Raw genomic sequence first — 15,133 nt, 5'->3', positions numbered from 1 at the left:
CCCTATCGCGGCGGCGCGAGCGACAGGAGCAGACGGTCGCGCAGGAAACGCGGCAAGAGGCGGTCGAACAGCCGCAGCGCCGCGAAAGGCCAGGGCAGGATCACATGCCCCTTGCCGCTCGCGACCGCCGCGGCAATTCGGGCGGCGACGTCGTCCGGCTTCAGCATCAGCGGCTTGGGACCGGGAACCTGCCGCCCTGCGGCAGTGTCGATGAACCCCGGAGACACCAGTGTCACGGTGACCCCGTGCTCGCGCATGCCGAGGCGCAGCGCTTCGGCGAAACGCGCAAGGCCTGCCTTCGAGCCGGAATAGGCCGCCGCGAAAGGCAAGGCATGAAACGCCGCGGCAGAGCCGATAAGAACGATGGAGCCGGATTTCCGCTCCGCCATACGCTTCGCGAGAGCGGCCGCCATGGCTGCGGGCGCTGCGAAATTGACGATGCCCAGCGTAGCCACGAGCGCGGGATCTTCCACTGCGTCTCCATCGGCACGCACGTCTCCAAGGCCCGATGCCAAAAGCGCCAGGTCGATCGGTCCCGCTGCATCCTCGGCCTCTATGGCCAGGACCGCGCCCGCGACATCGGAGATATCCAGCGATCGCACTTCGACGCAGGCCCCACGAACGCGACAGATTTCTGCCAGCGCGGAGAGACGCGCCGAATCTCTCCCCCAGAGGGCAAGCATCACGCCCGGAGCGGCGTATTGCCGGGCCAATGCCCCACCGAGTCCGCCCGAAGCGCCGGTAATGAGAATTCTTTTGCGTGGGGACCCAATGTTCATGCCGCTGCATCCGTGCAATCGGCCGTGATTGTCAACATCTCAGCGTATTAGGGTACTATTGGCTTGACACTTACCGACGCCTGATGTTCGAGATCGACCCAATGCCCGCGCTAAATCCTAGTCCGCAACGTATCCGCTTGTTCAAGAGCGAGACGCTCGAACGGCTCACGTTGATCTCCCCCCGTTTCTTTGCGGCTGTCTGGGCTGTGCTGCTTCCAGCCATCGCCTGGACGGGCTGGGGAACGGTCGGCCCGTTCGCGGGCGTGGGCCTGGTTCTGGCCGGATTGGCGGTTTGGAGCCTCTTCGAATACGTGATGCACCGCTACATGTTCCATCTGGAATCCGATGTCCCGGTGCTGAAATGGTTCGTGTTCCTGATGCACGGCAACCACCACGACGCGCCGAACGACCCCTTGCGCAGCCTCATGCCGCTCGGCGCCAGCGTGCCGATCGCGCTCGCGGTCTGGGGGATTCTCGTCCTGCTGTTCGCAAGCGCGGGAACCTGGCTGTTTCTGGGCTTCATGATCGGATACGTCATCTACGACGTGGTCCACTACGCCTGTCACCACTGGGCGATGAAGGGCCGAATCGGCTCGGCGCTGAAACGACATCACATGCGTCACCATTATGTCGACGAGAGCGGCAACTACTCGATCTCGGCCATTTTCTGGGACAATGTGTTCGGCAGCAAGATCCGCTCGCTGAAGCGGTAAACGATCAAGCGATGACCGGAAGCTTCGCTCAAAGTGTGCACAAGCGCACTTTGAAGCCCGCCTGCGTTGTCCTGGAAGAAGTATAAGGAGCAGTTTCTTGAACTGGCAAAAGACCCTCAACTCGCGCGGTTGGAAGGTTCCCTTCGTCAACAAGTCGCTGTTCCAGATCGGCAAGGAACTTCGCCCCAAGATCGACCGCGTCATCATGCGAAATTCGCGGATTCCCGACGCGGCGGTTCAGGACAAATCGTTCTTCCCGTGGATGGCCCAGCTTGAGAGCCAGTGGGAAACGATCCGCGACGAAGCCGTTCGCATCCGGACGGAAGACATCCCTTCGCTCGGCGATCTTTCCTTCGACCATGGCCGCATCGCAGCGGATCGCCGCTGGCGTGCCTTCTTCCTGAAGGGCTATGGCTATCGCCTCCGGCAGAACGCCTCGCGCGCGCCGTTCACGGCTGCCGCCATCGAGAAGATTCCGGGGCTGGTGACGGCCAACTTCTCCGTCCTCGAGGCCGGAGGCCATATCCCGCGCCACTGGGGCATGACCAAGGGCATGCTCACCTACCACCTCGCCTTGAAGGCCCCCAGGGAGCGGGAAAAGTGCCGCATGCACGTCGAGGGCGACGACAAGCTGCATGTCCTGACCTGGGAACCCGGCCAGTCCTTCCTGTTCGACGACATGTTCAACCACGAAGTGTGGAACGAAACGGATGAGGATCGCTACATCCTGCTCATCCAGATCAAGCGCCCCTGCCGCTGGCTGGGCAGCCTGATCCAGAACACCTTCCTGTTCGGCGTACGCCATTCGCGCTTCGTGAAGGACATCACCAAGGCCATCGAGCGTGCCGGCAACAACCCGGCCCCGCAGCCAAACGAAGCCTGAGCGTCATCCTCCCGAGCATCCGCTGACGCAGACCAGGTGTCTGGTCCCGGCATTTGATGGTGCATCATCCGCAAGCGAGTGGAAGGATGCCCACGATCTGCCGAGAGGGGATACCTGGATAAAGCGGAGTAACCCTCTTGGCCGCAGGCATTAATCGTTCACCTCGGGTGTAAATACGCGCAACAAATACCGGGGAAGGCGATACACCGAACGAAGGCGGATCGGCTCGCTGCCTTGGGGCACGAAGATGTCGGCAAGGGGGAGGACCGAAAGGCGATGACAACGCACCGCTTTCAGCAGGAAATTGAAAGTGTCGCGGCCGAACCGGCAGCACGGTCCGCCCATTCCGAGCGGAAGCGTGCTGCATTGGTGCTACCGGGTCTGGGCGCCGGCGGAGCTGAGCGCATCGCCAACATCATTGCGGATCTGCTCGACGAGCGCGGCTGGGAGATGTCCGTGATCAGCTTCGCCGACGCCGACAGTCCATCCTACTATCAATACCCCGCCGGAGTGGAGGTGATACGACTCGACCTTCCGCCGGCACGCCTGTCGGCTCCGGCCAAAAGCATCGCGGCGATCCGCCGCGCCGTCCGACTTCGCAGGGCAATCGACCAAGCCGCGCCCGACGTCGTGGTCAGCTTCCTGACCCGCACCAACATCCTTGCGCTCATCGCGGGACTGGGAAGGCAGACACCCATCATCGTTTCGGAACGCAACAATCCCCAGAAGCAATCGGTCGGCTTCTTGTGGTCCTGGCTGCGAGCACGCCTCTATCCGCGTGCATTCGGACTTGTGACAATGACGAAAGGCGCAATGGATTGCTTTCCGCCCGCCATGCGCCGGCGCCAATGGGTCATCCCCAATCCCGTGCTGCGCTTCGAACGCGGCGACACGCCGACGGCGAAGACCAAATGGATTACCGCGGTGGGCAGATTTGTCCATCAGAAGGGTTTCGACTTGCTCCTGCAAGCCTTCGCCGCGCTGGCCGAGGAGTTTCCGGAGTGGAATCTGGTCATCTGGGGCACGGGTCCGGAGCGCTCCAAGCTGGAAGACATGGCGTCTCGACTCGGCCTGAGCGCACGCGTGCGTTTCGCCGGTGTCAGCGAGCGTCCGGGCGGCTGGGTCGAAAACTCCGACATTTTCGTGATGAGTTCGCGATACGAGGGCTGGGGAAATGCCTTGGCCGAAGCGCTTGCTGCCGGAATTCCGTCGATTTCGTTCAACTGCAACTGGGGACCGGCAGAACTGATTCAGCAGAGCGTCAATGGACTGCTCGTGCCACCGGAAGACGTCGATGCTCTGGCCCGAGAAATGCGCGAGCTGATGCAAGATCCCGAACTGCGCCGCCGCCTCGGCAGCAATGCAAGAAGCATTGCCGATTCATTCTCCAGCTCCCGCGTCGTCGATGCGTGGGAAAAGGTCATGGTGGAAGCCTTGAGTGCCCGCGCCGACACCTCAGTCCGCAGCGAAACTGATGTCCGTGGAAAGCACGGTGAAACCTGCAGCAAATCCATGAACTTCCTCATCACGGATGCGCATTGATCGCCGTCCGACTTTCAGATGCCAGCCGTGCGGCGCAAGATTCGATATCGACCACCGGGGAAGCGGCCTCATCGTTACAGAACCCGGTGGCCTCGGGTACTGCGAATTGAACGGCGGTCTCGTGGACGGCCTTTTTCCGGTCGGGAAACGATAGGACGCGGACGCGATGCAAACGATAGTCGCATCGAGGCGGACGAGTCCTTGAGGGCTCCATCCGCCCGCCTGTTCACCGTCCCCCGCGCGCTTTCGGCGACAACCTGTAGGTAACCGAAAGAAAACCGCTGGGCAGGGTTCTGTGCTTGACCAAAGGGCTGGACGCAGTCCGCCCAAGCAGCCTGGTTGCGCCTACGGAACCGCTGATGCTGATACGGTCGTCAAGCCGGTAGATTGCCGTCAGCAACGTCGAGGCATCCTTGAAACCGGCCTTGCCGCGCCAGGCCGTCAGACCGGAAGCCTGCGCTTCTGCGGCGCTTATGCCGAAATAGCGATCATTGTGGCGTCGGTCTGCAAAACTGGTTGCGATCGACGGGGTCACTATCAGCTTGCGGCTTGCGATGACGGGATAGGAAAGGCTGGCATCGGCAATGAAGCCACGAGTGCTGCCGACGAAGCCTTGGGTTGCACCCAATGTGGCAATGACTCGCCCGCTGCTGACAGCGGCGAACACGCGGGCACCGGCTCCCGAGGTCAGTCGGCCGACTCCTTCCGGCACATCCCTGCGGCGATATCCCGGCATGAAGGTAACGCCCGATCCGATGGTGAATCCGGGACGGGAGACGAAATTCAACCCGACGCCGTTCCGAAAATTCGCATAAATCGGCCCTTCGACGATATCGATCGCGGGCAGCGGCAGGACCCGGTAATCGTCCGCGCCCTGGTACACGGGCGTTACGGCCGCACCGATTCCCAGGACTATGCGGTCGTTGCTCGGCTTTTCGAACGACTGCCGCGAGCCGCTGAGGTCCTGGGCGCCGGCATGGCCGCCCGCCAGGCACGTCGCTGCGATAGCTCCACCGCCCACCGCCTTCAGGAAAGACGAGACGCATGCCTTGCCTCTCGCTCGGGTGCGACCTTGAATCAAACGATCGACCGCAAGGCAAGATAGGTTGGCGTTCATGGTTCCTGACCTTATGCGGCATCGACGATCATGGAAGTTAAATACTGTGCTGATGGCGGGTCCCCCAGTCGAGGGGGTAGCGTGAGTCACAATGAGCATAAAGTTGCCTGATTTACCGTAATTTTCGCAAAAATTTCGCTAAATCGGTCCATTGGACGTACCTCTGTCAAGAAAGAAATACTTGGTTCGATTCTAATGAGCCGAATCGAATGTTAATGGGGCGAAGCCACACTAGGGATCCCAGTACTCCTGCCCCGGTTTCCTTGACAGAGTACTAAGCTAATCCCGACGTGAGGGATGAAAGAGAAGGAAGTCGACGAGAAAACGGTATTTTGCGGACTTTCAGGAGGGCTAAGAGATCGTTTGAGAATGGGTTGATGGGGCGGCACGGGCGTGATGCAAGCTTTGGATGTGGACCCGAGCGAGCCGGAACCGGATGGTTGGTTTTGAAAAGCGATCGAAGCGCTACCCGACCGATCTGACGGACGAAGAATGGCTGTTTATTCAGCCGTTCCTCCCGCTGGTGGCCAAGCGCGGACGCAAGCCGGCGGCGGACCTGCGTGATGTCCTCGATGTGCTTCGCTATCTGACACGAACAGGTGGTGGATGGCGGATGTTGCCGAACGACCTCCCGCCTTGGCAAACGGTGTATTGGTGGTTTCGCCGCTTCGCGCGCCGGCTCTTGTTCCGATCCACTACGTCACACTGATGCTTGACCGTGAACGCGAAGGGCGTGAGCAGAGCCCGACGGCCGCCGTCGTGGATAGCCAGTCCATCAAAGCGCCAGCAGCGGAAAGGCGGGGGTTTGATGCGGGGAGGAAAGTTGTCGGCCGTAAACGGCACATTGCCGTAGCCACCGATGGCCGATTGCTCATGGTCAATCTCACCACTGCCTACATCTCAGACAGCGCCGGCGCTCAAACGATCGTCGCGACCGTTCGCAAGCGATGGCTCTGGCCGAAGCATTTGTTCGCCGACGGCGCCTATGACCGCACCCGCCTTATGGACGCCGCAACCTATCAGGACTTCGTCCTCGAGATTATCCGCCGCTCTGACAAGGAGACAGGCTTCAAGGTACTGCCGAGGCGCTGGGTAGTGGAGCGCACCTTCGGCTGGATGACGCGCTGGAAACGGCTGGTTCGCGAGTACGAGCAGCGGATCGACGTCTCCGAGGCCATGATGAATGTCGCTCTCGGCAACCTCATGCTCCGAAGAATTCTCCATCCATGAGCATTCTCAAACGGACTCTTAGCAAAAGCGGACAATCGATGGCTTGGCTGCAACCTTCTCAGGCGCAGGCGAAACAACCAAATCGAAGCGAGACCGGGTAGAAAAAAATCTCCATGCCAAGATCAGACAATCCGTCATCGAGCAGGATTTGCTAGTGAAAAGCTCTGGCCGATGAGCGTGGCACGGAGGCTATCATCTTCACTGGCAGATGATCGGGCCTCACTTATGTCGGCAACCTCTCAGACCAGCGAGTGACCACAGCCTGACGCGGGCTTCACCTGGAGCTTCTAAGCGCAACGAGAAGAGGAACTGCATGGTTGTGCAACTCCTCATCTGAGGCAGGGTTAACTGGCACCAATAGCCTTTCCGACAGGTCATTCCGGGTCGATGGGACGTCCTTCAAGCCGGGCGATGGCATGACGGACGACCTTCTCCAGAGCTTCTGTCGAAAAGAAGCCTCCAGGGATCAGGCAGCGGTCCACTAAGACGCGGCGAAACGCAGCGAACGTTTCTGCGTCCGGGGGGGTGGGGGTGCTCCAGAAACTGTTCAGACCGCCCTGATATGTCATGTCCGGAATGTCGTAGACCGCATGCCCCAGAACGACCACCGGCACACCAGCAGCCAGCGCGAACGTGCCGCTGGTGCTGTTGATGGTGATGACGCCCTGCGAACCGCGGGTGACGGCCTCGATATCGCCCCATGCCAGATAGTCGACACGGTCCCTTACCCCGAATAGTTCCGCCATGTCGGTCGTAACCTGGCGCCAATCGCGCACGCCATTGTCGAGGGGGTGCTCCTTGAGTACCAAGCGCGTTCCGGCCGGAGCATGAGCAGCGAAAGAGCCGATCACCAGCCTAATCGCGTCTGCGATGCCTGCGAAGGGCGAATGCAGACGAATCTGCGCATCGGAATCGAGTTGCAGTGGGAACAGGAAATAGGCCTGACCGGAGGCGTCGAGACGCGCCAGAAGCTCCGCAGCACCGGCTTCGCGCTCCTTTCGGCGCGATAGCTTGCGCCACCAGCCTATACCCTCAACCGCCGGGTGCCAGGGGCGGTGATTACTCCAACCAGGATAGTACCAGCGAGTCATCACATCAGAAAAGTTGTATGCTAGGCCCTCCCAGGCGCGGCGGCGGAATGACGCCGAGACCTTTTGATGCGGCGGAACCGGGTGCAAAGCAGCAGCTGTCTCGCGATACCACGCCGGATCGCGCGGCAATGAGGAATGGCCATTGACCCCACCTAGCTCCAGCGTCACCCAGTCGGGTCGGATATAGCCTTCTTCGAAGACGTGAACGGGGACGCCCACTTCGCGGCAGATGCGGATGGCGGGCATGTGATGGTCGCGGCAGTCGCCGAACAGGAGGACGTCGGTGACCCCTTTGTCCTTCAGCAATTGCGTGAAAAAGGCCGGCCAATCGCTCAGAGCGCCGCGATACTCGATGCCGTTCGGCAGGCGCCAGAATGCTCGGTCGCCGCCATTGAAGTTGACCTTGTAAACGGTATGACCGCCCGCGATCAGCCCCTGACCGAGCCTGCGGAACAAAGGGCCCATGAGGCCCTGCAAGAGAAGTACGGTACGTGGGCCGCCCGCGATTGCAGCGGCTCCTGACGTGGCGGCGGAGATATCTGGCATCTGGGAAAGGGCTCCTTAACGACAACCAGCGAATCACGGCAGCCCCCGCCTAGCCACTTCGCACAGCATATCGCGCCGCGCGTTAGTGCTCTCGGAGCTATGCAGCAAGCCCACCGCATATCACTTAAAAGCAGGACGGAGCCAAAAGCTGCCAGCCTTGGTGCACCGGTAGGTCAGCGGCGATTATAAAGTGAGGCAGATGCTGGTGCATGGGAACGCACCGGGGCGTGTCCGACATCACCGGCTCTATCTTTGCCTTTGCTTGGGTCCTCCTGCGCCAATATGCGCTGCAGGTAACGCGACGAGTATCCGACTTGCCGAGCTTGCCGACCGTAGTTTCCAATTCACCCACACCGATGAAGACCCGTCGGAAGGCGATCTCTTTCGAACTGGCAATCTTGAAGCCTTGGTGCTTTTCTAGAAGGCGCATGAACTCCTCTGCATCCAGTGACCTATCTAGAGTGTGCGTATCAAGCCAGGCATAGCCTCTGCCCATAAACTCGACTGACAGTTTACCGCGATTTAGGTAGATGCAGTGGATATCGGAGATTTCCAACTCACCACGCAGCGACCAAAATAGAGTTGCAAACTCAACGGCAGCTTCTCGCAAATACACTTGATCCATGGTGCCATGGCCACTTTGCATGGACGAGAAAGTTTAGCTAAGCATCCCATTCATCCAAATGCGAGTTCCCATGATCAGCAGCCCCACAATCGTTCCTGTTATACTTTCCGGCGGGTCCGGTACTCGGCTCTGGCCAGTTTCCAGACCTGAACGCCCCAAGCAGCTTCTGTCCCTAACCGCCGAAGAGACCATGCTGCAGCTAACCGTAGGTCGCACCGATGGATGTGCCGCCGCTGCAATCGGCCGCCCCGTACTCGTTGCCAATGCAGCACATGCTGACATCATCGCAGAGCAGATGAAGGCCGCAGGCATCGACGATCACCTCGTCATCCTCGAACCGTTCGGCCGCAATACGGCACCGGCGATCGCACTGGCGGCCCTCGAAGCCCGACCTGACGACGCTCTGCTGGTCATGCCGAGCGATCACACCATCACCGACATCGCCGCCTTTCACGCCGCAATTGCCCGAGCGTTGCCGCTGGTGAACGAAGGCTGGCTCGTCACGTTCGGCATCACGCCTGATGCCCCGGAGACCGGATACGGTTACATTCAGATGGGCGAAATCTGTTCCGACGGCGTGCACCAGGTCGCGCGCTTCGTTGAGAAGCCGAATGCCGAGCGCGCCGCCGCCATGCTGGAACAGGGCGATCATGCCTGGAACGCGGGCATCTTCCTGTTCCGCGCCGACGCCTATCTTGCTGCCCTTGGCCGCCACCAGCCCGCCATGCTCGCTGCCGCCACCGCGGCCCTGGAAGGCGCAGTCCGCGCGGGCAAGCAAATCACCCCCGATCCGCAGGCCTTCGCCGCCTCGCCTTCGGAATCGATCGATTACGCTATTATGGAACACGAACCGCTCGTCGCTTGCGTGCCGGTGGACATGGGCTGGTCAGATGTCGGCAGCTGGGATGCGCTGCACGCTATCAGCGTCAAGGATGCCGGCGGCAACGCCGTACGTGGCAACGCATTGCCGATCGGCGTGAACAACTGCCTCATCCACACCGACGGCCCGCGCGTCACGCTGGTCGATGTGGACGATCTGATCGTCGTCGTTTCACAAGGCGAAGTGATGATCCTACGCCGCGGAGACTCCCAGAAGGTCCGCAAGGTAACCGAAGCTATCCGCGACGCTGCGGTGCTGCAAGCAGCGGAATGACGATGCCGCGCACCGTTTCGATCGCCGCGATCATGGCGGATTCCGGCGTCGCCTTCGGCACCAGTGGTGCGCGGGGGCTCGTCACCGCGATGACAGACGAGGTCTGCTTCGCCTATGTCTGTGGCTTCCTGCAGCACATGGGTGACATAGGCCAGTTCAACCCGGGCCGAGCAGTGGCGATCGCCGGAGATCTGCGCCCGTCGACCCCGCGCATATTGGCCGCCTGCGCCGCCGCGATCCGGCACATGGGGGGGCAAGTCGCCTACTGCGGCTTCGTGCCGTCACCCGCCGTCGCAGCCTATGGATTTGCGCAAGGAATCCCGTCGCTGATGGTGACGGGAAGCCACATTCCCGATGATCGCAACGGCATCAAGTTCAACCGGGCGGACGGCGAGGTGCTCAAGCCCGACGAGTTGGCAATGCGTGCGCAGACGGTGACGCTGCCCGACCTGTTCGATGCCGCGGGCATGCTGGTCCAGCCAGAGGGCTGCGGCCCGCTGATCGATGTGGCAACGCCCTACGCCGCGCGGTACGTCGATTTCTTCAGCGCCGACGCGCTGCGCGGCTTGAAGCTCGGCATCTACGAGCATTCCGCGGTCGGCCGCGACGTGCTCGCGCGGATCGTCGAAGCACTGGGCGCCGAGGTTTTGCGCCTCGGTCGTTCCGAAAAGTTCATTCCCGTCGACACTGAAGCGGTCCGCGCTGAGGATCAGGCACTTGCACACGACTGGACACGCGACCTCGGCCTTGATGCGATTCTTTCGACCGATGGCGACAGTGATCGCCCGCTGCTGGCCGACGAAACCGGCGCATGGATTCGAGGCGACGTGCTAGGCATCTTGTGCGCGCAGGCGCTCCAGATAGAGGCCGTGGCCACCCCGGTCAGCTGCAATTCTGCGGTCGAACTGTCCGGAGCCTTTGCCGCAGTGCGCCGCACCCGCATCGGCTCGCCCTTTGTAATCGAGGCGATGAACACTCTGCTAGCCGATATCGGCAGCGTCTGCGGCTACGAGGCAAACGGCGGCTTCCTGCTCGGCACGCCGGTCCGATCCGAAGGCAGTACCCTGGCCGCGCTGCCCACCCGGGATGCCGTGCTACCGATGCTCTCCGTCCTTGCCGCCGCACGGCGTCAAGCAATGACATTGGGCGCACTGCAGGCGCAGCTACCCGCGCGATACACCTTCAGCGAACGGTTGCAGGACTATCCCACCGACCAGAGCCAGACGTTGCTGGCGCGGCTTCAGGACGGCACCCTCGAAGACGTGCTGACGCGCACCTCGGCAATGTTCGGCCAACTGGTGGGCAATGCCACCGCCTTCGACACCACCGACGGCCTGCGCATCACCTTCGATGGGGGCGACATCATTCACCTGCGTCCCAGCGGCAACGCCCCCGAACTTCGCTGCTACACCGAAAGCCGTACACCGGAACGAGCGGCCTCGCTGGCGGGCGCCGTGCTGGAGATGATCCGGACCAGCTGACCGCAGCCGCGCGGGTTACATGCCCGCGCGGCTTCAGATCAGGCAATCGCTCGGGTCTGGACAACAATTGGATCGGGCTGATCGTCCAGCGCGTCCAGAATGACGGCGGCGGACTCCTTCCAATTGGCGACCGGGGCCGTCACCGCCGCACGGCCCGCCCGTATATCCTCCACCCAGGCCCAAATGCAGGTCCCCAGCATTGCAGCATCCCCGAATGCGGGGAAATAGTGAACCCCTCGTTCCTCATGGATGCGGAAGATCGGCAGATCACGTGCCAGTACAGGCTTGAGGTGGCCCAGCGCCTCAATTAGCGGCAGTCCAAAACCTTCCGCATGTGAGGCGATGATGACACCTTCGCAAGCTTGGTAGATCTGCTCCAGCTCCAAGTCCCCGACATCGTCGAACCACATCAGTTTGTCGCCATGTTCGGGGTGATTGCGTATGGTGTCGCGCAGTGCCTCAATCTGCCAGCCCATCCGACCAACCAGCACCAAGCGGTGATCCGAGCCCTGCCGCCACAACTCTGTAAAGGCCGCGACGATATCGGCGTGTCCCTTGCGCGGCTCCAGCGTTCCAACCATCAGCGAGAATGGCTTCGTCATGTCGAACCGGGCTGTCGGCGGCGCTGCTGCTGCGGCTTCCTGCAGCATGGAATCCATGATTGCATGACCCATCGGAACGATGCAGGTCGCGTAACCGTCCTCAAGACCGAAGCGATCGGCCAATACCCGGCGCAGGTCGTCCTCGGTCTGCTGCGATATGCACAGAAAGCCGTCCGCAATGCCAGTTATGATTTCAAGCCACGCCTTGTAGCGGATGACATTGTTGGCAGAAAACCACTCGGGCCGCTCGGCAGGCAGCAAGTCGCACACCAGGAACCACAGGCTTCCCCCGGCGCGCCGGAAACTGGTCAACTGGGTCCGGTGCATACGAACGCTGTCGAGCGAGAAATCGAGCCCAATGAATACATCGCCGGGATGCGCCTCGATCGGCGTCCTGTCTACTGCCTCGGTTGCCTGAGGCCAGGAAATCACGTGATAGGGGTGTCGCCTGTCAGCAGCGACAAAGCGCACGTCCCATTGAGCCGAGGGCGACTCTTTCAGCGCCAGCGCCAGCGCGCGCACTACGCGCTGGATGCCCGTTCCGGCGTCATGACGACTGATAACCGCAAGGTCCACGTAAATACAGCGCACCTGGCCAGGAAGCGCAGGCATCGCTACTCTGGGCTTCTCGCGTCGGCGCCTTGTCCGTAGCCGACGCAAGGCCGTACCAGCAAAGCGCTGATCCAAGCGGAACGGTAGCAGATCAAGAAAAGGGCGCAGTTTCCTAGCCACGTATTGAACTCCCCGTGAAACGCTACTGCTGCGAAATAACCGCTGCGGTCGTCGCTGCCGGCAGGATCGTGGAAAAGACCGCGCCGAGGAACTTCTGGAAATCGGCCAACGGGGCGTTGGAAACGTAAAGCACGTCCTTGTCTTGGATCGGGAAGCTCTGCGCCACGAAGAGCGTCGCGGGATCCTTCAGGTTGATGCGATAGATAACCGGAATCCTGCCGTCCGGCGTCGGCCTGCCCAATTCCCGCAGATTTTGCGGCAGAGCCTCGGGTCTTTCGAGGCGGAAGATGAATGCACCCTTCGCATTGGCACGGGCGTCATCCAAACCGGAAACGCGACCAAGTGCTTGCGCCAATGTGAGGCCGGTAGCCTCGAACGGCAGTTCCCCGTTTCTGCCCACTGCACCAAGCGCAGTGAAGCTGTAAGGCTGGAACAACAAAGTCATGACGTCGTCTGGTTGCAGCCGCACATTCTGGCGAGGATCACGGATCACCGTTTCCAATGGCAGCGCCGATACGCTGGTTCCACGGGTAATCTGGATCACCATCTTGCCTACCGGCTGCTTCACTCCACCGGCCGTCGCCAGAACGTCGAGCACACGCTCGCCACGTGCGGACAGCGGCACCCGTGCGCTGGTTGCGACATCGCCCACCACAGTTACGTTCGCCGCCGCGTTGCGCACCAAGCGTACGATCGTCTGGGGCTGATGCGCCTTACCGACCAAACGCCTGTTGATTTCGCGTCCGATTTCTTGCGGAGTGCGCCCGGCTGCCTGGATACGACCGACGAACGGAATGGTAATCTGGCCATCGCTGTCGACCATCTGCTCAGGCAAAGAAGTTCCCCTTGCCGTCGCTCCAGAAGCGGTCAACTGCGCCGCCCCACCGGTAGCCCCGAACAGCGCGGCGGGAGGTGCTTCCCAGATCGCAATATCCAGCACGTCGCCTTTGCCGATTACCGATCCGATCGGCTGCCCTTCGCCCAGGCTTTCCGAGAAAGGAGTCGGGCGATTTGCGGTCACGACCTCGTGCGCCACCGCATCGTTGACGTCAATGATGGCGATGCCGGCATCGCTGGCGGACGGCCCCTTTGCAGCGCGTGTAATTTGCCCAGTCGATGGGCCAGAGCCTGGCAATATCGCGCATCCGGACAAGGCAGAAGCCACGAGCAATACGGCGCTGAGCCGGGCAGGGACAATCGGATTTGTCATATCAAAATCAGCAAGCACCATAAAAACCGTCCAATGGCGGACGAAATTACCCCGCCTATGGAGCAAGCCGTGTTCCGGATCAAGGAATGCCGATCTCGCGCGGGAAGCCGTGCGCCACTTACGCCAAACGGCGCAACTGCGGCGAATGGCGATGATCGGCGCTGGACGCCGATGACGAGGATCGCTAGGGCCTCACGAGCACGGCGGCGGACCGCAAATTCCGGCGCTGACACTGAAATCCATGAAGCCAGCTCCGCAGTTAGATGGTGTTGGCGATCTGCAAAAAGCTCCACAGCGATGTGGTGGACAAGGGCTGAATGAAAACGTCGTTGAAAGCAAGCATTGGAAAAGTCCGCCCACTCTTCCTTTGTGTGGTCGTCATTCCCACCGTGCTGGCGACACTGTATTTCGGGATATTGGCGTCCAACGTATATATTTCTGAATCTCAGTTCGTGGTCCGCAGTCCCGACAAGCAGACCCCGTCAGGTCTGGGGATGCTGCTTAAGACCACTGGCTTCGGCAGCTCAGGTGACGAAATTTACGCCGCTCAGGAATACATGCTTTCGCGTGATGCTCTGACCGCGCTCGATCGCGGCGGCGCCTTCACCCGCGCCTACACAGCGCCGTCCATATCGATATTCGACCGCTTTGCCTCTTTTGGGATGGGGCACAGCTTCGAGGATTTATACAAATATTACAAAAAGAAGGTTGAAATCCAACAGGACACCACGTCCTCGATCGTGACGCTGACTGTCCGAGCCTATACACCCAAGGATGCTGCCCGCTTCAATGAACAGCTTCTGGAGATGGCCGAAGCCACGGTCAACAAGCTCAACGAACGCGGACGGCAGGATCTCATCCGCTTCTCACAAAGAGAGGTTGACGAAGCCAAGGCCAAATCCAAGGCCGCTGCCCTGGCCCTCTCCACCTATCGCAACCAGGCAGGCGTAGTGGATCCAGAAAAGCAGGCAACGGTCCAGTTGCAGATGATCTCCAAGATCCAAGATGAATTGATCGCCACTCGCATACAGTTGCGCGAACTGCGCGCATACACGCCCCAAAATCCCCAGATCGAAGTTCTCGATGTGCGAGCCAAAGGGCTTGCGCGCGAAATAGACGAGCAACTCGGCCTCGTGGCTGGAGATCGCAAGTCGCTTTCCTCACGCGCTGCCGAATACCAGCGATTGTATCTGGAAAGCCAGTTCGCAGACAAAAACCTCGCCAGTACGATGGCATCGCTCGAAGAAGCTCGCAACGAGGCACGCCGCAAACAGGCCTATGTTGAGCGAATTGTCTCGCCCAACGTGTCAGACGATCCGCTGGAGCCGCGCAGGTGGCGTGGCATCCTTTCCACGCTGATCCTCGGCCTTGCCGCTTGGGCAGTGATCAGCATGCTCGTTGCTGGCATGCTGGAACACAAAGACTAGTC

The 15,133-nt window shown here is 60.9% G+C and carries 12 protein-coding genes and 1 pseudogene; 7 read left to right on the top strand and 6 right to left on the bottom strand.

From position 1 onward, the window contains the following. Window positions 1-2 precede the first annotated feature (2 nt). Window positions 3-779: an SDR family NAD(P)-dependent oxidoreductase gene (locus tag V7066_RS01460; protein ID WP_334181481.1), complete on the bottom strand. Its 777-nt coding sequence runs from the start codon at window positions 777-779 to the stop codon at window positions 3-5. Between the two features lie 83 nt (window positions 780-862). Here V7066_RS01460 and V7066_RS01455 point away from each other — a divergent pair, with 83 nt between their 5' ends. The 3 genes from V7066_RS01455 to V7066_RS01445 all read left to right on the top strand — a co-directional run bounded on the left by V7066_RS01455 (window position 863) and on the right by V7066_RS01445 (window position 3,917). Next, window positions 863-1,492: a sterol desaturase family protein gene (locus tag V7066_RS01455; protein WP_334181480.1), complete on the top strand. Its 630-nt coding sequence runs from the start codon at window positions 863-865 to the stop codon at window positions 1,490-1,492. A 97-nt stretch (window positions 1,493-1,589) separates the two neighbouring features. Beyond that, entirely contained in the window at window positions 1,590-2,375 is a 786-nt protein-coding gene (locus tag V7066_RS01450; protein WP_334181479.1) for an aspartyl/asparaginyl beta-hydroxylase domain-containing protein, read from the top strand. A gap of 276 nt (window positions 2,376-2,651) precedes the next feature. After that, window positions 2,652-3,917: a glycosyltransferase family 4 protein gene (locus V7066_RS01445; RefSeq protein WP_334181478.1), complete on the top strand. Its 1,266-nt coding sequence runs from the start codon at window positions 2,652-2,654 to the stop codon at window positions 3,915-3,917. Between the two features lie 226 nt (window positions 3,918-4,143). On the opposite strand, the gene V7066_RS01440 is transcribed toward V7066_RS01445, so the two are convergent. Next, the gene (locus tag V7066_RS01440) at window positions 4,144-5,034 is read right to left on the bottom strand and encodes a MipA/OmpV family protein (protein ID WP_334181477.1); all 891 of its coding nucleotides are present in this window, start codon (window positions 5,032-5,034) and stop codon (window positions 4,144-4,146) included. Window positions 5,035-5,443: 409 nt separating this feature from the next. On the opposite strand from V7066_RS01440, the pseudogene V7066_RS01435 reads away from it, so the two are divergent. Next, window positions 5,444-6,264: pseudogene (locus tag V7066_RS01435) on the top strand (IS5 family transposase). 374 nt (window positions 6,265-6,638) lie between these two features. On the opposite strand, the gene V7066_RS01430 reads toward V7066_RS01435, so the two are convergent. Continuing rightward, a complete protein-coding gene (locus V7066_RS01430) occupies window positions 6,639-7,901 on the bottom strand; it encodes a capsule biosynthesis protein (RefSeq protein ID WP_334181476.1) in 1,263 nt (420 codons plus the stop codon). Between the two features lie 124 nt (window positions 7,902-8,025). Further along, window positions 8,026-8,526: a hypothetical protein gene (locus V7066_RS01425; protein ID WP_334181475.1), complete on the bottom strand. Its 501-nt coding sequence runs from the start codon at window positions 8,524-8,526 to the stop codon at window positions 8,026-8,028. Window positions 8,527-8,596: 70 nt separating this feature from the next. Here V7066_RS01425 and V7066_RS01420 point away from each other — a divergent pair, with 70 nt between their 5' ends. Further along, window positions 8,597-9,679 carry a mannose-1-phosphate guanylyltransferase/mannose-6-phosphate isomerase gene (locus V7066_RS01420; protein WP_334181474.1) on the top strand — a complete coding sequence of 361 codons (1,083 nt, stop codon included), beginning with the start codon at window positions 8,597-8,599 and terminating at the stop codon, window positions 9,677-9,679. Between the two features lie 2 nt (window positions 9,680-9,681). Continuing rightward, window positions 9,682-11,160 carry a phosphomannomutase gene (locus V7066_RS01415; protein ID WP_334181473.1) on the top strand — a complete coding sequence of 493 codons (1,479 nt, stop codon included), beginning with the start codon at window positions 9,682-9,684 and terminating at the stop codon, window positions 11,158-11,160. A gap of 38 nt (window positions 11,161-11,198) precedes the next feature. Here V7066_RS01415 and V7066_RS01410 read toward each other — a convergent pair whose 3' ends face one another. Further along, a complete protein-coding gene (locus tag V7066_RS01410; protein ID WP_334181472.1) occupies window positions 11,199-12,374 on the bottom strand; it encodes a glycosyltransferase in 1,176 nt (391 codons plus the stop codon). A gap of 142 nt (window positions 12,375-12,516) precedes the next feature. Beyond that, window positions 12,517-13,725, bottom strand: coding sequence for a polysaccharide biosynthesis/export family protein (locus tag V7066_RS01405; protein ID WP_334181471.1), 1,209 nt, complete (start codon window positions 13,723-13,725; stop codon window positions 12,517-12,519). Window positions 13,726-14,021: 296 nt separating this feature from the next. On the opposite strand from V7066_RS01405, the gene V7066_RS01400 reads away from it, so the two are divergent. Next, window positions 14,022-15,131, top strand: coding sequence for a hypothetical protein (locus V7066_RS01400; protein WP_334181470.1), 1,110 nt, complete (start codon window positions 14,022-14,024; stop codon window positions 15,129-15,131). Window positions 15,132-15,133: the final 2 nt, after the last annotated feature.

It is taken from the genome of Novosphingobium sp., assembly GCF_036820275.1.
Classification (GTDB): domain Bacteria; phylum Pseudomonadota; class Alphaproteobacteria; order Sphingomonadales; family Sphingomonadaceae; genus Novosphingobium.
The sequence above is the reverse complement of the archived record's forward strand: the minus strand, read 5'-3'. Positions and strand labels throughout refer to the sequence as shown.